Source organism: Ruegeria sp. YTSC192 (assembly GCF_059609705.1).
This window is the reverse complement of record NZ_JBXWMG010000004.1, coordinates 80,541-100,104: the sequence shown is the minus strand read 5'-3', so window position 1 is coordinate 100,104 and position 19,564 is coordinate 80,541. Positions and strand designations below refer to the sequence as shown.

At 57.2% G+C, this 19,564-nt stretch carries 15 protein-coding genes, 1 tRNA gene and 2 pseudogenes; 11 read left to right on the top strand and 7 right to left on the bottom strand.

Annotated features, from left to right (window positions below; translation table 11 throughout):
- Positions 1-119: 119 nt before the first annotated feature.
- Entirely contained in the window at positions 120-692 is a 573-nt protein-coding gene (locus AC2FD8_RS07575; RefSeq protein WP_496855248.1) for a cupin domain-containing protein, read from the top strand.
- Positions 693-912: 220 nt separating this feature from the next.
- On the opposite strand, the gene speB is transcribed toward AC2FD8_RS07575, so the two are convergent.
- Together speB and AC2FD8_RS07565 are read right to left on the bottom strand one after the other, a co-directional pair.
- Positions 913-1,854, bottom strand: coding sequence for an agmatinase (gene speB, locus AC2FD8_RS07570; protein ID WP_496855250.1), 942 nt, complete (start codon positions 1,852-1,854; stop codon positions 913-915).
- A 254-nt stretch (positions 1,855-2,108) separates the two neighbouring features.
- Positions 2,109-4,178, bottom strand: coding sequence for an oxidoreductase (locus tag AC2FD8_RS07565; RefSeq protein WP_496855252.1), 2,070 nt, complete (start codon positions 4,176-4,178; stop codon positions 2,109-2,111).
- Positions 4,179-4,328: 150 nt separating this feature from the next.
- On the opposite strand from AC2FD8_RS07565, the gene AC2FD8_RS07560 reads away from it, so the two are divergent.
- The 6 genes and pseudogenes from AC2FD8_RS07560 to AC2FD8_RS07535 form a co-directional block, all read left to right on the top strand.
- A complete protein-coding gene (locus tag AC2FD8_RS07560; protein WP_496855254.1) occupies positions 4,329-5,120 on the top strand; it encodes a helix-turn-helix transcriptional regulator in 792 nt (263 codons plus the stop codon).
- A 325-nt stretch (positions 5,121-5,445) separates the two neighbouring features.
- A complete protein-coding gene (locus AC2FD8_RS07555) occupies positions 5,446-6,723 on the top strand; it encodes a flavin-containing monooxygenase (RefSeq protein WP_496855256.1) in 1,278 nt (425 codons plus the stop codon).
- A gap of 23 nt (positions 6,724-6,746) precedes the next feature.
- On the top strand, positions 6,747-7,163 hold the full coding sequence (locus AC2FD8_RS07550; protein ID WP_496855257.1) for a RidA family protein: 417 nt from the start codon (positions 6,747-6,749) through the stop codon (positions 7,161-7,163).
- Positions 7,164-7,257: 94 nt separating this feature from the next.
- Positions 7,258-7,932 carry a DUF1028 domain-containing protein gene (locus AC2FD8_RS07545; protein ID WP_496855259.1) on the top strand — a complete coding sequence of 225 codons (675 nt, stop codon included), beginning with the start codon at positions 7,258-7,260 and terminating at the stop codon, positions 7,930-7,932.
- Positions 7,933-7,947: 15 nt separating this feature from the next.
- Positions 7,948-9,444 (top strand): aldehyde dehydrogenase, encoded by a 1,497-nt coding sequence (locus AC2FD8_RS07540; protein ID WP_496855261.1) that lies wholly within the window; start codon positions 7,948-7,950, stop codon positions 9,442-9,444.
- A gap of 268 nt (positions 9,445-9,712) precedes the next feature.
- Positions 9,713-9,889: pseudogene (locus AC2FD8_RS07535) on the top strand (IS3 family transposase); the annotation flags it as partial.
- A gap of 153 nt (positions 9,890-10,042) precedes the next feature.
- On the opposite strand, the gene AC2FD8_RS07530 reads toward AC2FD8_RS07535, so the two are convergent.
- A tRNA-Gln gene (locus AC2FD8_RS07530) sits at positions 10,043-10,117 on the bottom strand.
- Between the two features lie 455 nt (positions 10,118-10,572).
- Between AC2FD8_RS07530 and AC2FD8_RS07525 the strand changes: the two are divergent.
- The 3 genes and pseudogenes from AC2FD8_RS07525 to AC2FD8_RS07515 form a co-directional block, all read left to right on the top strand.
- Positions 10,573-10,953, top strand: a pseudogene (locus tag AC2FD8_RS07525) (transposase); the annotation flags it as partial.
- Between the two features lie 220 nt (positions 10,954-11,173).
- A complete protein-coding gene (locus tag AC2FD8_RS07520; RefSeq protein ID WP_496855379.1) occupies positions 11,174-12,121 on the top strand; it encodes a DMT family transporter in 948 nt (315 codons plus the stop codon).
- 262 nt (positions 12,122-12,383) lie between these two features.
- Complete coding sequence (locus AC2FD8_RS07515; protein ID WP_496855263.1) at positions 12,384-14,411, top strand: oxidoreductase; 2,028 nt, start codon at positions 12,384-12,386, stop codon at positions 14,409-14,411.
- 372 nt (positions 14,412-14,783) lie between these two features.
- Here the strand turns inward: AC2FD8_RS07515 and AC2FD8_RS07510 are convergent, their stop codons facing one another.
- Complete coding sequence (locus tag AC2FD8_RS07510; RefSeq protein WP_496855381.1) at positions 14,784-15,983, bottom strand: cytochrome-c peroxidase; 1,200 nt, start codon at positions 15,981-15,983, stop codon at positions 14,784-14,786.
- 87 nt (positions 15,984-16,070) lie between these two features.
- On the opposite strand from AC2FD8_RS07510, the gene AC2FD8_RS07505 reads away from it, so the two are divergent.
- Positions 16,071-16,541 carry a tetratricopeptide repeat protein gene (locus tag AC2FD8_RS07505; RefSeq protein ID WP_170478075.1) on the top strand — a complete coding sequence of 157 codons (471 nt, stop codon included), beginning with the start codon at positions 16,071-16,073 and terminating at the stop codon, positions 16,539-16,541.
- A gap of 30 nt (positions 16,542-16,571) precedes the next feature.
- Here the strand turns inward: AC2FD8_RS07505 and AC2FD8_RS07500 are convergent, their stop codons facing one another.
- Genes AC2FD8_RS07500 through AC2FD8_RS07490 form a run of 3 tightly spaced genes read right to left on the bottom strand, consistent with a single transcriptional unit; the run spans position 16,572 to position 19,535 of the window.
- Positions 16,572-17,633 (bottom strand): TRAP transporter substrate-binding protein, encoded by a 1,062-nt coding sequence (locus tag AC2FD8_RS07500; protein WP_496855265.1) that lies wholly within the window; start codon positions 17,631-17,633, stop codon positions 16,572-16,574.
- Between the two features lie 24 nt (positions 17,634-17,657).
- Positions 17,658-18,947 carry a TRAP transporter large permease gene (locus AC2FD8_RS07495; RefSeq protein ID WP_496855267.1) on the bottom strand — a complete coding sequence of 430 codons (1,290 nt, stop codon included), beginning with the start codon at positions 18,945-18,947 and terminating at the stop codon, positions 17,658-17,660.
- Positions 18,948-19,535 carry a TRAP transporter small permease gene (locus tag AC2FD8_RS07490; protein ID WP_496855269.1) on the bottom strand — a complete coding sequence of 196 codons (588 nt, stop codon included), beginning with the start codon at positions 19,533-19,535 and terminating at the stop codon, positions 18,948-18,950. It abuts the gene before it with no gap.
- Positions 19,536-19,564 lie beyond the last annotated feature (29 nt).

Genomic DNA, 19,564 nt, shown 5'->3' with positions numbered 1-19,564 from the left:
TGACTCGGGTGAAATGAAATCGACAAACATTATGTTTCATGATGTTGTTTGAAAAGCCTTTTCGCTGCTTTTTTTAAACCATTGTTTTATATATATGTTGCGTGATATCGTACGAAATTATGAACACTTCGAACAAAGAAGATACCAATTTCGAAATAGGCGCGCGCCTGCGGTATCTGCGTGAGCGTGCGGGGTTGTCCCAACGGGCGCTGGCCAAGGCAACAGATGTGCCCAATTCGACGATTTCACAGATCGAATCCGGGCGAACCAGCCCCTCGGTCAGCTCGCTCAAGCGTTTGCTGGATGGCATTCCGATAGGATTGTCCGAGTTCTTTGCCTTTGAACCCGATCCTGAACGGGACGTGTTTTTCGCAGCAGAGGAACTTACTGAAATCGGTAAGGGAAAACTGTCCCTGCGTCAGGTCGGAGGCAACCTTTATGGTCACGCCCTGCAAATTCTGCATGAAACCTATGAGCCCAACGCCGATACCGGTCTGCGCAGTTATCAGCATGAAGGTGAAGAAGGTGGGATTGTCGTATCCGGCCGTGTCGAAGTGACAGTGGGCGACAAGCGCAAGATCCTTGGCCCCGGCGACGCCTACCTGTTCAACAGCAATATGCCCCACCGGTTTCGCGCCGTGGGGCCGCAAAAATGCGTCATCATCAGCGCCTGCACGCCACCGTCGTTCTGACCGCATGTGCAGTCACCCGCGAACCGGGTGCGCAGGTTTTTCCAACGCCCCGAGTTTCGTGAGGGTTATTGCCAAGTCGAGCATTGCTTTTCGTCAGGATAAGTGATCCGCAGGAAACCAAACCCGATATACTATAAAGACGCTGAAGACCTGCCCGAAACTCCGGTTCCCTCTGCTTTCTGCCTTGCGCGCCGCTGGTGGGGCCTGCCCTTTCGCACCCTCATTTCTGCGAAGCAAGCAGACAGATCATCTCAAGCAAGAGCGTCGCCCCGGCCAACGCGGTGATTTCGGCGTTGTCAAAAGGCGGTGAAACTTCGACCAGATCCGCGCCAATCAGGTTCACGCCACCCAGCTTGCGAATAAGCGAAATCGCCTGCCAAGTGGTCAGTCCGCCACACACAGGCGTACCGGTGCCCGGCGCAAAGGCAGGGTCCAGTGCGTCGATGTCAAAGGTCAGATAGGCTGGACGGTCGCCCACAACTTCCTTGATCTTTGCCACGGTCGCATCAATGCCGTTTTCATGCACGAACTCGGCAGTCAGACGGGTATACCCATGAGATTTCGCATTGAAGGTCCGCAGTCCCGCCTGAATGGAATGCTCAGCGTCGACAATGCCCGCTTTCGCGGCGTGATAGAACATCGACCCATGGTCGAACCGTCGGGGTTCTTCTTCCCAAGTGTCAGAATGCGCATCAATCTGGATCAGAGAGATCGGTCCGTGGCGCTCGGCCTGCGCTTTCAGAATTGGTGCGGTGATGGAATGATCCCCGCCCATGGTCAGCAGAAAAGCGTTCGATTCCAAAATACCCTTGGCTTCCTGATATATCTTGTCGTGAATTTCCAACGGGAAACCGGGATCAAACGAGCAATCGCCGTAATCCACCATCCGGAACTTTTCGAACGGATCGAAATCCCAAAACCACGGCCCACCGTCCCAGGCCACGTTGGTTGACGCAGCGCGAATGCCACGGGGGCCAAGCCGACAGCCGGGACGGTTGGTGACGCTCAGGTCATAAGGCACCCCCCAAACGACAAAATCGACGCCTTCAAGGTCGCGCGAATAGGGCCTGCGGAACAGGCTGTTTGCGCCACTATAAGTTGGCTCATAGCCCATGCCGTATTTGTGATTTCCAACAAAAGCGCGATCAGTTGCATCTACCATGATTTCGTCTCCTCAATCAGAAGGCGACAGCGTTGCAGAATAAATTCCAAGCGTATCGGGTAGTCCTGTGCAGGTCAGATCATTGACCCGGGTTTCGTTTTCAACAACCAGATTTTTTGCACTGGTTCGAAAAAAGCCAAGCCATCTTCTCGGTGGTTCGCAGGGATCAAGACACCTTGCAGACGGTCTTGCGTTGTCCGAAGCGCAGAGCCTGAGTGACTTGATCAAGCTCCGCGCCTGCGGTTGGTCAAAGATTAGTCGACGGCCAGTTCAGTAATCTCACGACGGAATGGCAAAGCGTCGCCAATATCCGGGCCATCCAGTTCCCGTGCATAGCGGTGACCGGCATAGGTTGCCCATGCAATCGGACCCGGAGCATTGGCGTCCCCGATCAGCTTGACCGACTTGATACCTGCGTCGCCCCATTCAGCCTCTTTGGCTATCAGGTCCTGATAGACACTGTTGTTCTCAGCACGGGATGCGACAACAACCACGGCGTCGGCCTCAATCTTCCAGGTGCGGTCGGTATAAACGCAGTTTGACACCACGTGATCCGCATGGATTTCGGAAACACCCTGATTGAGGACGATTTCAACGCCCGCGTTCACCAGTCTAGGGTGAATTGCGATCTGCTCCAGCGTGTTGTTGGTCCAGTCGCTGACATAGGCCGACGGTGTAACCAGCGTCACCTGCGCGCCGTTCTTCGCCAAAAGCTCGGCCAGAACGCCACCCATGTAATAGTGATCGTCATCATAAACCACGACACGGCCGGACGGGATAGTGCCATCCATCAGGTCATCCGGAGTATAGATCTTGGCGCCATCGGCAATCGGCATCGGCACGACGTGCTGACGGGCGACACCATCGGCGCGCCATGTTGCGCCAGTGGCGATACACACGTTTTCAAAGCCGAATTCCAGAATGCTGTCGGCATCCAGTTCGCTTTCGCGATAGATTTCCACATTCGGGCGCTGGCTGAGCTGATATTCGCGATAGTCGACGACACGACCCCATGCGCTCAGCCCCGGCAGGGCCCGTTCGCGGGTCACACGGCCACCAATCACATCCCGGGATTCGGCCACGGCAACGTCATATCCGCGACGGCACAGAGCCCATGCGGCCTCCAGCCCGGCGGGGCCGGAACCGACGATCAAAACGTTCGAACTGTCGCCCTTTTCGTTCATTTTTTCAGGATGCCAACCCTTGCGCCATTCTTCCATGAAGGTCGGGTTCTGCGTGCAGCGGCTGATCGACATCGTCATGTCGCCGGTGATGCAGATGTTGCAGCCGATACATTCGCGGATGTCTTCGATCCGGCCTTCGTCGATCTTTTTTGGAATGAACGGGTCAGCAATTGACGGGCGCGCGCATCCGATCATGTCCAGCGTACCGGATTTGATCATCCGGGCCATCACGTCTGGTGAGGTAAACCGGCCAACACCGACAACGGGCTTGTCGGTAAGTTCACGAATACCTTTGACCAGAGTTTCCTGTGCGGCCTCTTCCTTGAACCGAGACGGGCCCGAACAGTCTTCCCACGTACCCTGCGCCAGATCCCACATGTCCGGCAGGTTTCTGTTCATCTCGATGAATTCACGCAGCTCGGCATTGGAAAAACCAAGCTCTCCGATGGTTTCATCCAGGCTGGCGCGCAATACGATAGCCATGGTGTCACCCACCGCGTCCTTCATGTCGGCGATGACTTCCTGCGCAAAGCGGGATCGGTTTTCCAGGCTGCCGCCATATTCGTCCGTCCGATGATTGGTGGCACGGCTCAGGAAGTGTTGGAAGATGCCGAACCCGTGCGCACCGTACAGGTTGATCAGGTCAAACCCCGCCTCTTTCGACCGTTTTGCTGCGTTCACGAACCAGCGGCGCAGGTCCTGGATATCCTGCTTGTCCAGCGCACGCGCCTGCACCGGATCGTTTGTGAAGGTTCGGATCGGCATCGCGGACGGCGCCAGAGGTACTTCCTTGGTGTACAGGTTCGGGCCATTGATGCCCGAATACGCCAACTGAATTCCCGCCAGCGCGCCATGCGTTTTCATCTTTTCAGACATTTTGCGCAGTTGCGGGATGTCCTTGTCTTCCCACAGGCGCAATTCGATGAACGGCGTGATTTCCGAAGTGTGGTGCATCTCGCACTGTTCGGTAAAGATCACACCCCAGCCACCCTCGGCCTTGATCCCGCGCATCTCTGCGGCGGCGGATGGGTCACGGTACCCGCCACCATTGCAGTGCGGCACCTGGTAAAACCGATTTTTGGCCGTCAAGGGACCGATCTTCATCGGTTCGAACAAAATATCATAGCGTGGATCACGCATGGCTGGACCTCCGTTGGACATCTGGCGGGGCAGTTTCAATGCCAGGCACATTTATTTGTGCACATTGACAAGACATACCCCCTATTTGTGGCTAAAACTCTATCACTATATCCATTCAGGGCTATATACCCCCAGAGAGGTATGATTGTGATGAAACCCGATCCGACACCCGAACTACTGGCCCAGACCGTCCTTGCCCTTGATACCCCACAGTTTGCACAACATCTGGTGGCCTGGCTGAACGCCTGCCTGCAATTCGACAACTTCACGATCGTCGCCTTTATCAACGATCAAACGCCTCAGGTCTTTCTGACCCAAGCAACCGAAAAGCGTGTATTTGAACGCATCAGCAGCCACTATACTGATGGTGTCTATTTGCTGGATCCGTTCTATTCGCTGCACAAACAGGGTCAGCCGGATGGGCTGTACCGCCTGATCGACATCGCCCCGGATCAGTTTCAACGCAACGAATACTACAAGTCCTATTACCAGCGCACGACTCTGGTGGACGAAATGGCCTTTTTCTCAACCCCCGCCGAGGGGATTTCCATCACCGCTTGTTTTGGTCGGGATGCGACCACAGGCCATAAATTCTCGAACCGCGATATCAGAGAGGCAAGACAGGTCGCACCGATTGCCAATGCGCTGATCCGAAAGAACTGGCGTTCTTTCAGTTCCAGGTCTGAGGCGGCGCCCGAACACCCCTCGGAAACATTGCGTCAGAGACTATCCAACGAAAAGGGTATCAACCTGAGCGTCCGACAGTCCGAGATTGCCTTTCTGATCCTTCAGGGACATTCATCGATCTCCATTGGCCTTACGTTGGGAATCAGTCCGCAAACCGTGAAAGTTATTCGCAAGCAATTGTACAAGAAATGCGAAATCTCTTCGCAGGGGGAACTGTACTATCTGATCGCGCCGTATCTGTCGAAAACTCAGTAAACCCGGAAAATTTGGTGCGAGGTTCCAGGATTAGCCAAAGCCTAACTAAGGGTAAGCTAGACATTAATTTCGTCCGCATCGGATTTGTGGAACTTTGCCATAGAAACGCGCGAAGCGTGCTGAACCGGCACGGATGGACATCGTCACCTATGGCGTCACTGTTTTGGCAGGATCGCTGCCAGCGAGGATATCTATCAGTTCCGATTTCTGGGGACGAACACTCTTTCCGCTGCTCTTGGGCCAGTTGATATGCGTCAAATCCGGATCAGACCGCAAGCTCTCCCCGGTTGTAACGACCGGACCACGACAAAAAGGGAACCGATAAATGCCGATCGAAAAAACGGACACGCTGGTTGTTGGCGCTGGACAGGCAGGTATCGCGCTAAGCGAGCATCTGGGGAACAACAATGTTCCACATGTCATCCTTGAAAAGAACCGAACTGCAGAAGCGTGGCGCACAGGTCGCTGGGACGCATTGGTGGCAAATGGCCCTGCCTGGCATGACCGTTTTCCGAACATGCTGTTCGAAGGCAATGACCCCGATGAGTTTGTGACCAAGGAACGCTTTGCGCAATATCTGGTGGATTATGCGGCAATGGTCAAAGCACCGATCCGCGAAGGTGTCGAAGTGCTGGAGGCGAACCGCCAGCCGGGCAAATGTGGCTTTCTGGTCAAGACCAGCGCTGGCGAGATCGAATGCAATCGCATCGTTGCGGCAACCGGCGCGTTCCAGCACCCCGTGATTCCGCCGATCGTACCGGAAACCGCAGGTGTCGAGCAGATCCACTCGTTCTACTACAAAAATCCCGATCAATTGCCTGAAGGCGCTGTAATGGTCGTGGGTGCCGGTTCGTCCGGCGCACAGATCGCGGATGAGCTGAACCGCGCCGGTCGCAAAGTGTTCCTGTCGGTCGGCCCGCATGATCGCCCGCCGCGCCGTTACCGTGGGCGTGACTTTGTCTGGTGGCTGGGTGTTCTTGGCCTGTGGGACATGGCCGCGCCTGCGCCGGGCACCGAACATGTGACCATCTCGGTCAGTGGTGCCTATGGTGGTCGCACGATGGATTTCCGTCGACTGGGCAACGAAGGCGTCACCCTGACCGGTCTGACCGCAGGCTACGCGGATGGTGTTCTGAGCTTCAATGACGATCTGCAGGCGAATGTCGCCGGTGGCGATGCGAACTATATCGAAGTTCTGGATGCGGCCGATGCCTATGTGGAACGCACCGGTATCGACCTGCCCGAGGAACCCGAAGCCCGCAAGGTTCATGATGATCCTGAAAGCCTGGTCAACCCGCTGACAGGTATTGATCTGGCCAAAGAGGGCGTGACCTCGATCATCTGGGCGACGGGTTTCCGTCAGGATTACAAATGGCTCAAGGCGGATGCATTTGACGAGCGTGGCGCGCCTATTCATCAGCGTGGCGTGTCGGTTGAACCTGATGTGTATTTCCTGGGCCTGCCCTGGCAGTCGCGCCGTGGTTCCTCGTTCCTTTGGGGCGTATGGCATGACGCGAAATATATCGCTGACCAGATCGCGATCCAGTGCTCTTACGCCAAATACGAAGGCGAAGCGGCGATCATCTCTTCCGCAGCAGAATAAGACTAGAAAAGCAGGATATCGAAATGGCTCATACGCGCATTCGCAAATTCAACACTTCGGACACTTACCCCGAGCAAAATCTGGACAATGACCTGTGTCAGGCCGTTGTCACCCAGGGCGGCAAAACCGTCTATCTGCGTGGCCAGTGCCCGCAGAACCTGGATGATGCCGTCAACATCGAAAGTCATGACCCGGTCGAACAGACCCACAAAGTGATGCAGAACATCAAGCAGCTGATCGAAGAGGCCGGCGGCAGCATGGAGCATCTGGTCAAGGTCGTAGTCTACATCACGGATGTTCGCCACCGCGAGGCGGTCTATCGCACCATGGGCGAATACATCAAAGGTGTTCATCCTTGTTCAACCGGTCTGGTGGTTCAGGCGCTGGCGCGCCCGGACTGGCTGGTCGAAATTGACGGCACCGCTGTCATACCCGATTGATCAGTCTGACTGATCAATCAAACAGACCGGGCCGCGCAAACCCTCCTCTCCCCGAAAAAACGCGGTCCGGTATTTGTTATTACAGGAGACCAGAATGACATTCTCATTGGTTGCCCGATGCGCCGAGACCGGCATGTTTGGCCTGGCAATTTCGTCCTCTTCCCCCGCCGTTGCCGCGCGCTGTTCCTTTGCGCGTGCAGGAGTTGGTGCGGTTGCATCCCAAAACGTCACAGATCCCAGCCTTGGCCCCCTCACGCTGGATCTGATGGAGCAGGGAAAATCCGCGCCCGAGGCGGTGGAAGAGGTGAAGGCGCAGGGCCGCTTTATCGAATATCGTCAGGTTCTGGCTGTGGATACGCTCGGACGTACCGCAATCCACTCCGGCCCCAATTCGCTGGGCATCTGGACGCAGGCGCAGGCCGAGAATGTCGCATCCGGCGGCAACCTGCTGGCCAATGACACGGTTCCGCAGGCGATCGTTGACGGGTTTCTTTCCGCTTCGGGCCATATCGGCGACCGCCTGATCGCGGCGATGCGGGCCGCTCTGGCCGCCGGTGGCGAAGCCGGACCGGTGCATTCGGCAGGCATGAAAATCGTCGACAAGGTCAGTTGGCCCGTTGCCGATCTGCGCTGCGACTGGACCGAGGACTGCCCGATCGAAAACATCGCAACCGCCTGGGACGTGTATAAACCCCAGTTGGACGCATACATCCAGCGCGCATTGGATCCACGCGAGGCCCCGTCTTACGGCGTGCCCGGCGACGAATAATCAGGGAGAGACACCATGTTGGACTATTCACACGAAGATTGGAAAAGCCGCGCTGCCGGTTTGTCCTTCCGCAACCAGGCTTTCATCGACGGCAAATTTGTCGATGCCGCATCCGGTAAGACATTTGACTGCATCAATCCCGCAACCAACGACGTTTTGGCACAGGTTGCGGAATGTGACGAAGAAGACGTGAACCGTGCCGTTGCTGCCGGTCGCGCCGCATTTGAAGATGGTCGCTGGTCGCGCATGGCACCAGGCGATCGTAAGGCTGTCATGCTCAAGCTGGCCGATCTGATCCGCGAAAACCTGGAGGAAATGGCGCTGCTGGACAGCCTCGACATGGGTAAGCTGGTCACAGACGCGGCAACCGTGGACGCGCCCGGTTCGGCGCATTTCTTTCAATGGTACGCGGAAGCCATCGACAAGATTTATGATGAGGTCGCCCCGACCGGACCCGGCGATCTGGCGCTGGTCAAACGCGTGCCTCTGGGTGTTGTCGGCGCGGTGACTCCGTGGAACTTTCCGCTGGACATGGCCACCTGGAAAGGCGCCGCAGCACTGGCTGCAGGTAACTCATTCGTGCTGAAACCCGCCGAGCAATCGCCCCTGTCCGCCCTGCGTCTGGCCGAATTGGCGGCTGAGGCTGGCATTCCCGACGGTGTGTTCAACGTGGTGCCCGGTTACGGCGTGACCGCAGGTAAAGCGCTGGGTCTGCATATGGACGTCGATTGTCTGGCCTTCACCGGCTCGACCGGTATCGGCAAAATGTTCATGCAGTATTCCGGTCAGTCAAACCTGAAACAGGTTTGGCCCGAAACCGGCGGCAAGAGCCCCAATCTGGTCTTTGCCGATTGCGAGGATCTGGATACCGCCGCTGACATGGCAGCCTTTGGTATCTTCTTCAATCAGGGTGAGGTTTGCTCGGCCAACTCGCGGCTCTATGTCGAACGCTCGATCAAGAACGCCTTTGTCGAAAAACTGATCGCGCGTGCCGAAGCGATGCAACCCGGAGATCCGCTGGATCCGGCCTCGAAAATGGGGGCCATCGTCAATGATCGGCAAACCCAGGGCATCATGCGTTTTGTCGAAGAAGGCAAGAAAAACGCCAATCTGGTTACCGGCGGCGAGCAAGTCAAAATTGACGGAAAAGGCTGTTTTGTTCAGCCAACCATCTTCGATGACGTCAGCCACGACAACCCGCTGGCCCGTGATGAAATCTTTGGCCCCGTCCTGTCGGTCATCCCCTTCGACAGCGAGGACGAGGCGATTTCCATGGCCAACGATTCGATCTATGGTCTGGCGGCTTCGGTCTGGACCGATAATCTGTCGCGCGCCTGCCGCGTGTCGGACAAGCTGATGGCGGGAACCGTTTCGGTAAACACCGTCGACGCGCTGTCCGCCCAAACCCCGTTTGGCGGCATGAAACAATCAGGCTTCGGAAGGGATTTGTCTTTGCACTCGCTTGATAAGTATACTGCGTTGAAAACAACCTGGATCAAGTACAAGGCTTGATCCGCCCATTTGGGTTTTCGACGGGGCGCGTTGGCATGCTTGCGGGCATAGCTCGCAATGGCATGTGTTACACTCTGTGTCTCAGTTTCTGAAGGCTGTGACACACGGCGTGTCCGAGGCAGGTTTTGCCCTTTGATTTCATTGGATTTAGGGTGTGGCATGAGTTGGAATCTGGGGAATTTCTGTCTGACGTCAGCGCCAATGGGACAGCTTAGGTCGATTTTATAGGAGAGGGTTTCTGGCACATCGCAACCACCAGGGAGTGGAGATGAGACAGAAACCCGGAACACGCAAGAGCCGCGGCGAGAAGGTTGTTAAGGACATCCGCCGTGCCACATGCAAACAGTTTTCGGCCGAAGAGCAGATCCGGATTGTGCTGGACGGTTTGAAGGGCGAGGACAGCATTGCGGAGCCGTGCCGCCGCGAAGGTATTGCCGAGAGCCTGTAGGGGCCGACGCGAGCGCGTCGCCTGGGTCGGAATCCGAGCTTGGAGTGACGAGCTTGTATCCCGCATTGTATCCCAACTTCGGAGGCATGGGATACATGTCGGCTTGAAGGGGCGGAATTCCCCTTATTTTGTTGCTCTTTCGGAGAATGGTGGCTGGGGTGGTAGGATTCGAACCTACGATACACGGTACCAAAAACCGCTGCCTTACCACTTGGCTACACCCCATCGGTGAGCGGCTATCTACGATTGTTGCTGACAGGGTTCAAGAGGTTTCAGATAAAAAAGTTGGCCCCTTTGAAAAAATGTTGGCCGTGCTGGCTGCTGCATCTGCGATGGGATTCCTCAGGCCTGTTTACGATGAGAAAAGTGGCACACATCGACCTTGATTGCCAAACATTCCCGACTGTCTGGTTTGCTGGCTTAGCAGGTAGTGGCTGCGTCCACGGTTTTTTGCATTGGTGGGTTGCTATGTTTCTCAAGCACTCTCTGAACAGCATTGCCAAACCAATCGGCCAACCCGGCTGATCGCTATGCGTGGTATTGGCATTCTATGGGCTGCGGTGTGGCTGGCGTCTATGCCTGCGGGGGTTCAGTCCGAAACGCTTGGTTCTGAAGCTTACGCAAAAGCCTTCGAAGATTGGCGGGTTCGTTGCACCAAGCTGGAAACCTCTGTCCGTTTCCGCCTGCCTGGCATCGGACCGATCACCGCCTCTGCGATTGTCGCAACGATTGGTGATGCAAAACAGTTCCGCACAGGGCGCGATCTGGCGGTGTGGCTGGGGCTGACCTCGCTCAACAAATACAGTGGCGGCAAGGAGCGTCTTGGCAAAATCACCAAACAGGGTGTTCGCTACATTCGCAAACTGTTGATCGTGGGCATGACGCCTCGTGCAGTGATGGCGAAGCGTTCGCCCGAAAAGGTCGATCTCTGGACCGCGAAGACCATCGCCGACAAGCCCTTCAGACTGGCGACAACTGCAGTGGCAAACAAAGCGGCGCGGGCCATCTGGGCGATGCTGACAAAGAAACAGGAATACAGGCCGGACAGACGACGGTACTGAAAAAACAACCGCAAAAATCGCCAGGAAACACTTGCAATGCAGGAGCCACCCACAGAAGTCATTGACCCATACTCCACGTCGCTGCGGCGCGCCCCTCAGAGGGGACATTCGCCGCGAGCGCAAATCCTAACCCACCCACCCGAACTCGTGGATTGCGGGATTTTTGCCTTTCGTCGCATTGAGAACAGACACGCATTTGGCGACATCGATAAATGATGCGATGACCTCCGCTGATCCCATACCTCAATCTACAGATCGCATCCTTGTTGGCGTTGCACTGATGCTGGGATTTTGCCTAACCGCTCCTTTGCTGGATGTGTCTGCGAAACTCGCATCGGCAAGTGTGCCGGTTGGGCAGATTACGGCTGCTCGGTTTATGGTGCAATGCGCGTTGATGGCACCATTCATCTGGATAATGGGACTGTCATTGCGCGTGGCGAAAGATCAGGTGATGGCGCTGGTTTTCCGCTCATTGCTTTTGGTGTTCGCAACGTTTTGCTTCATTACCGCCATCCGGGTGATGCCCCTTGCCGATGCGCTGGCAATCGTGTTTGTGGCCCCGTTCATCGTCTTGTTGGTCGGCAAGTTTTATCTTGGCGAAAACGTCGGTCCGCGTCGCGTCGGCGCAGCGCTTGTGGGATTTGTCGGGGTGTTGTTCGTCATCCAACCCAGTTTCGCGGCTTTCGGCGCAGTTGCCATTTTTCCGCTTGGCACGGCAGTTGCCTTCGCTTTCTATATTCTTGTGACACGTGGATTGTCGCGTCGGGTACACCCCGTGACCCTGCAATTCCACACCGGCCTGATCGCCAGCCTGTTTTGCATTCCACCCCTAATAGTTGCGCAAGGTTCCGGCTCTGATCTGTTTGATCCCGTTTGGCCGGCAGACATCGCGTTGTTGTGGCTTTTGGGCGCTGGCTTTTTCGCGACGGTGAGCCACATGATGATGACCTATGCGCTTTCGTATGCCCCTTCGGCAACATTGGCACCGCTGCAATACTTTGAGCTGCCGGTCGCGACCTTGTTCGGCTATCTTGTGTTCAAAGACTTCCCGAACACGCTTAGCCTGCTTGGCATTGCCATCATTATCAGTGCGGGGTTGTATATGATACATCGCGAAAGGGTTACAGCCAGACAGTTGGTCACCGCGCGTGCCGTACCTCCAATCTAAGGCTACACACCCTTGGCCCTGAGCTGACCTTGGTGGATCGTGCGATGAATGTCTGGCACCCGTCATTGCCCAACGAATTTTCCGCATTCGAGACTCTTGGTCAGGTCGTCATTTTGTGCATTCGTGTCGGAAGCAGTGAACTCTCACCCATACTTGCCAAGTAGCATATTTTCGGAAAGAGCGTCATCAAGCATTGAAGCTGATCAGCGGACCTGACCCAGGGCGGCTTTCAAACAGATATCGTGACCGAAGGGATTTGATCGTGGTGAAACTACTTGATCCGTTTCAGCTCAAGCACCTGACGTTGCGCAACCGCATCGTCAGCACCTCTCACGCACCCAACTACGTTGAAGACGGCCATCCGCGAGACCGCTACAGGCTGTATCACGAAGAGAAGGCCAAGGGTGGTGTTGCCCTGACCATGATTGGCGGGTCGACCAATATCGCCCCCGACAGCCCTTCGGTGTTTGGCCAGCTTTATGCGGGCGACGACAGTATCATTCCGTGGTTTCGGAAACTCACGGATGGCGTTCAGGCGCACGGCGCCGCTGTCTTGTGCCAAATCACCCATATGGGGCGCCGGACCGCTTGGGATGATGGCAATTGGCTGCCGGTATTGGCGCCCTCCGGCGTGCGCGAGCGCGCCCACCGCGCCTTTCCCAAAGTGATGGAACAAGAGGACATCGACCGGGTTATTGAAGATTTTGCCGCCGCAGCGCGCCGCTGTCAGCAGGGCGGGTTCGACGGGATCGAAATCCTGTCACACTCGCATTTGCTGGGCCAGTTTCTGTCGCCGCTGACCAACCAGCGCGACGATGACTATGGTGGAACGTTGGAGAACCGCATGCGTCTGACCCTGCAGGCGCTTGACGCCGTGCGCGCGGAGGTCGGCCCAGAATTCATCCTGTCCATACGCATCACCGGCGATGAGCTGACTGAGGGTGGCCTGAGCGCAGATGATTGCGTCGCCGCCGCCCGGCTGCTGGAGGACACGGGCCAGGTCGATCTGCTCAACATCCTGGCTGGGGCACCCTACGATGACCTTGGTCTTGCCGAATGGGTGCGCCCCATGGGCCTGCCCGCCGCCCCGCATATCACTGTGGCCGGGCGTATCCGTGAGGCCGTCAAACTGCCGATCCTGCATGCAGGCGGCATCGCCGACATTGCAACAGCCCGCCACGCGGTTTCCGGCGGTCATGTCGATCTGGTGGGCATGACCCGCGCCCAGATGGCCGATCCATATCTGGTGAGCAAACTTGCACGCGGGGTAGAGGAACGCATCCGCCCCTGCGTCGGCCTGGGCTATTGCGTGGACCGGGTCAATCAGGGCAAGCCTGCCGTGTGCGGTCACAACGCCGCCACCGGGCGGGAACAGACATTGCCCCATGTCATCGCGCCCAGCGGCACCCGCAAGAAGGTCGTTGTCGTCGGCGGCGGACCCGGCGGGTTGGAGGCTGCGCGGACAAGTGCCCTGCGAGGTCACAATGTTGTTCTATTCGAGGCGTCAGATCGGCTGGGGGGGCAGCTTGTTCTGGCCTCCAAGGGCACGACGCGCAGGCAGGTCTGGGGCGTTGCTGACTGGCTGATTTCCGAAGTGAAAACACTTGGGGTCGACATCCGCCTCAACGCCTATGCCGAAGCCGGTGACGTGCTCTCCGAAGCCCCTGATCTGGTCATCATTGCCACTGGCGGCTGGCCAAAGCCCCCGTCCATTCCCGGCGGCGATCTGGCGATCGCCAGCTGGGAGGTATTGTCCGGGGAGGCGCGTATCTCGGGAGACGTGCTTTTGTTCGACGAGGTCGGCGACCACCCCGCCGCGGTCACTGCCGACACGCTGGCGGGCGCCGGCTGCAGCGTCGAGCTTGTGACTCTGGACCGGGCGTTTCTGCATGATCTTGGTCCAACGACTTCTGCAGTGGCCTTACGTGATCTGGCCGCCAATGGGGTCAACTTCACCGGCCTTCAGGAACTCCACACTCTGACACGCGAGGGAAACAAGGTTAACGCCAGCCTGCGCCATGTATTGACGGGTGGCATAACTGATCGTCTTGTCGATCACGTGGTCGTCGAGCATGGCTCGATCCCGATGGACGATCTTTATCACGACCTCAAACCAGGTTCGAAAAACCTTGGACAGGTCAATCACAAGGCGCTGATCAACGGGACGTCCCCTTTCACCGACACCGTGCAGAACGGTCAATTCTATCTCGCCCGCATTGGCGACGCAGTCGCCAGCCGCAATATGCACGCCGCAATTCTCGATGCTTTGCGTGTTTGCAACAAATTCTGAACAAAGCCACTCGGTATTACCAAGTTTTTGACAAGAGGCTGTGACGGTATTTGCATAGGCAGGTTCATGGCCCAAAGCCGACCTCCGGCGATAGCCATCGATGCTGCGATGCGGCCCGTCAAACCGGGCTCTAGCCGTAGCCGCGAAGCCAAAGCGTAGATGATCTCACACAAAACCGTCATTTGAAATCTGCGTTCAGCAAAATGGAATTCCACGCGTCCCAGGCCCATTCGGATACAACCGCCCAACCCGATGCGTAGGTCCCACAACAGCTAACTGCCGAGATTTGCCTCGCTGCAAATGGTGTACGCGATTGAGATATAGGCGAAGTGCAACATTAGCATTCCGCCAGAATGTCTTCCTTAGGACTAGCTAAGGAACAAATCCTTTCGGTACCCCGAACTTCAATGAATCTACGCCGATACCTGTCAACGAATGTAAAAAAGCAATCAGATTTTGAATTTCTGACTCCGTGAGTTGGATTGGTGCAATATCATTCTTTTTGCGTTGCCGCTCCATTTCATAGTAGTCCTCCCAAACTATGAAGTCAGCTTTTTGCAACCATGGCACCTCGGGCAATGCAGCCATTTTGGGATTCCACTTTTCTAGGCTTGCCTGCGGGTCTAAATGATGGCGAACGACGCTTTCAAGATCGGGGAAAGCGCCATTGTGACCGTAAGGCGCAGTCAGGGCAACATTGCGCAACATAGGGGTGCGGAACCTATAAGCATCCTCTAGTCGGTTGCTTTCACCCATGCGGCCAACATCCCGGACAACGGGATCCCACTGACGGGTGCGGCCCGGCCCAAAGGGCGGTAAACCTAAAGCATGGAACTTCTGATCTGACATGAGAGGTCCGGCATGGCAGCTTGAGCAGCGGACTTTGCCGTAGAAAAGCTTCATCCCATCCAATTGGGCCGGTGAAAGGGCATTCGTGTCACCCGCGAGGTAGTGGTCAAACGGGCTGTCGGTGCTCCGCCACTCGATCGCCATGAAAGCGGCCAGAGCGTTGGCGATTTGCGTGATCGTGATGTCTTCGGTCGTCTCGACTTCATCAAAGGCGGCGACGATGGCCGGACCATAGCGTGGATCGGTGCGGACGCGTTTCGCCAGAATAGGCCAGCCTTTGTCTATCCGATCATGCACCGCGCCTGTAACCTCATTCTCGGCCACATTGCCCGCCATCTCGAATTGGGAGGTCAGGGGAAACAAAGCCTGTGCCGCCAGCAGGGAATTCAAGCCCTCGGGCAGCCACTCCTGCGCTGGGGAGTTGAAGCCGTTGCCGTAGACGTCCGAAATGCTCAGCCTGCCGTCGTGAAAGACGGTGTGAATTTCCTTCGCCCCAAGGTTCCACAAGCCCGGAGAGTTGCGAGGGATGCGTTTGCGTATTCTGTCTGCCCCGGTGCCGGGTGTGCGGTCCGGTCCCAACCCCTGCCCGCCTTCTCCTATGCCCAGTGACAACCCATCCGAAGTGCCAAAATCCGGGTGGTGGCAATGAGCGCAGGAGATGTTCTGGTTGCCCGACAGGATCGGGTCGTAAAACAGTTGATGACCAACGGCGGCCTGTTCCATATCAAATGAGATAAAGTCATCATCGGTTAACGGTCGCGGCAAATCCTGCGCCGCAGCAGCCCCAACCCAGAAGAGAGCAACCACCCCATGCGTCAGCTTGTTTTCGCCCTTTGCATATTTGCGTCTCCGGCTCTGGCGGAACTGGAGCAAGCGCGCGATATGATGGAAGCCGGACAGTTTGAAGCCGCGCGAGAGGAGCTTCTTCCCGCCGCTCGCTCGGGCAACGCCGAGGCTGAGGAGCTGATCGGCGTGATGTACGGGCTGGGTCTCGGGGTCGAGCAGGACTACGAGCGGGCCTTTGAATGGTATCTGCGCGCCTCGATGAAAGGGCATCCGGGGGCTCAGTCGGGCGTTGGCTGGTACTATGAATTGGGTCTGGGCATGCCTGCGCCCGATCTGGTGCGCGCATACATGTGGTACACGCTCAGCGCCATTGGCGGCGACCCCGACGCGGCGATCAGCCTTGAGGAAGTGGTCAAGAAAATGTCGCCGGAGCAGATCGAAAGGGCGCATGTGCTGGTCAACGACTACAAAGGGTGGATGTACCCGTTTCGGTGAGGGCCGGGCCGCAAAGCCCGGCCTATGTACTTATTTCAGATCCGCATCCCGTGAGGCGTTTACATCGGCCTCAGCCGCAGCAACCGCTTCGGTCAATGCACCAAAGATTTCGTCCCCACGGGCAACGTTGGACTGGAACCAGTCATACACCGGGGTTGCGGCCTCTTTGAAAGCTGCCTTCTGATCTGGCGTCAGGACATAGAGGTCTCCGCCACCTGCAACGAAATCCTCATAGGCCTGAATCGACTTGCGCTTGGGCGAGGCAAAGGTGGCCTGTTGCAGCGCATAGAAACCGTCGACCACGACGCGGCGCATATCCTCAGGCATCTCCTGGAACTTGGCGTTATTCATCCACCACAGCGCGCCCATATAGGCGTGGCCGTCCAGCGTGACATATTGCAGGCCCGCGTCGGGGAATTTCATCCCCATGATGTCGGTGATGCCGTTCTTGGAGCCCTCGACCACACCGGTCTGGAAGCTGGTGAACAGTTCCGGCCATGGGATCGGTGTCGGAGAAGCGCCCAGCGCTTTGACCAGTTCCTGCGGCAGGTCGGCGACCACGGTGCGGATTTTCAGACCTTCCATATCGGCGGGCTCGGCAATGCGGCGCTGAGTGTTGGCGAAGTTGCGCCAACCGCCAGTGTTGCCAATGGTCATCAGACGGATCGCGCCGCCCGAGTCCTCCAGCGCCATGTTGCGCATGGTGCGGGTGAAGTCGCCGGACAGAACATGCTCGGCAATGCGGTCATCGGCCATCAGGTAAGGCAAGTCCAGAACCTGCACGTAAGGAAAGATGCCCGACGCGCCGCCTGAGGTGGAGATATAGATGTCGATCGTGCCATCAGCCACGCCTTGCAGGCATTCCGCGCCGTTCGAACACAGCTGCGTTCCGATGAACAACTCGACCTCGATCGCGCCGTTCGAGGCGGCCTCGACGTAGTTCTTGAAGACGACCAGACCGTCATAGTCTTCGTCATTTTCGTTCGAGTTTGCGGTGGCGCGCAGCGTGTAATCAGCGGCCGTGGCAGCCATGGCGGACGCGGCCACAAGCGATGTGGCCACCGCTGCGGTTTTGAAGAATTCTCTGAGCATGCGTTTCCTCCCTGTGGAACTCAGTTAGTTGGCAAATCCCGTTATCCTCGGGATCGTCATGGATAGTGCGGGGATATAGGTGATCAGGAAGATCACTATGATTTCAACGGCCAGGAACGGCAGGATCGCCTTGGCAATGGTCTCGACCCGTTCGCGCGATACGGCGGCGGCCACGAACAGCACCAAGCCCATTGGCGGTGTGGCGAGGCCGACGGTCAGGTTGACGCTCATGATGATCGCGAAGTGGATCGGGTCGACGCCGAGGCTGGTGAAGATCGGGCCAAGGATGGGCCCAAGGATGATGATCGCGGGGCCTGCATCCAGAAACATGCCGACGACGAATAGCAGCAGGTTGATCAGGAACAGCAGGATCAGCGGGTTTTCCGACAGGCTGAGAATCAGCGAGGCCAGTTGTTCCGGCGCATGGCTGAGGCTGACAACCGTTTTGAACGCCATCGCGGCGCCAACCAGCAGCAGTACGACGGCAGAGGTCATCCCTGCGTTGCTAAGAACCTCGGGCACCTCTTTCCAAGTTAGTGTGCGCAGGACGAAGAAGCCGATGATGAAGGCGTAGCCCACGGCGACGGCGGCGGCCTCGGTTGGTGTGAAGATGCCGCCCAGAATGCCGCCCAGAATGATCACCGGGGTCATCAATGGGAAAAAGGCTTTCAGGCTGGCCTGACGTCGTTCGGGCCATGTGTATTTGCGGCTGGCAACCGGGAAATCATATCGGTCGGCCATGAACTTGATCATCAGCATCAGGCCAACGCCCACCATCACGCCCGGAACGATGCCCGCAAGGAACAGGGCGGCGACGCTTTCACCCATGACGTAAGCGTAGATGATCATGATGCCTGAGGGCGGGATGATTGGACCAATGACTGAACTCGCCGCTGTAATCGCGGCAGCGAATTTGCGGGTATAGCCCTGTTTCTCCATCGCCGGGATCAGCATCGATCCAAGCGCCGAGGTGTCCGCCACAGCGGACCCCGAGAGGCCCGCGAAGAGTATCGAGCTCAGCACGTTCACATGCGCCAGACCACCGCGCAGGTGGCCCATCAGGGCCTGACTGAATTCGACCAAGCGGATAGTGATGCCACCGCGATTCATCAACTCTCCGGCCAGCATGAAGAAGGGAATCGCCATCAGGGGAAAGCTGTCCATGCCGTTATAGACATTGCGATAGAGCAGCGTGATGTCGTTGGCCTGACCGTTCAGCCACAGCAGGATACCGGGCGCGGCCAGAAGGGCGAAAAAGACCGGCAGGCCAATCAGCAGGAAAATCAGGAAGGTGGGTAGGAACCAGATCAGCATCTATTCGGCCCCCACTGCCGCGTCAGGAATTTCAGGCAACAGGTGGCCCCCGCCGAGCAGAGTTATGAAGGATCGCAGGATCAGCTCGATATTCACCGAAATCAACAGAATGATCCCCACCAGCAACGAGGCCATCATCCAACTGCGCGGGATGCGGTACCATTCATCGAACCCGAACGTGGTGGGCAGGTACAGGGCAGCCGTGGCGAATCTGCCGCCGAATCCAGTGACCTCGGACCAGCCGATATTGACCGCAACCAACAGGACCGCGAGCGAAATCAGCAGCAGGAACAGGTTCAGCGTTTGGCCGATTACGCGCGGCAGAAAGCGTTCCAGCATGTCGATGGCCACAAAGCCGCCTCGCCGGAACGCGGTGGGGGCCATAAGGCCTGTCATCCACAACATGCAAAACCGCGCGGCCTCATCCGGCCATGGCAAAGCATTTCCTAAAACGTATCGGAAGAACACTTGGATTAGGATTGCGATCACCATGAGTGCAATCGCAACGACACCAACCGCGCGGCCCAGACGCAGCGCGGCTTCGTTCACGAATGCAATCGGCGCAAGCACCGATGCCAGTCCGCCCATGCGGATCCTCCCTTGTTCAGCCGCGGGTA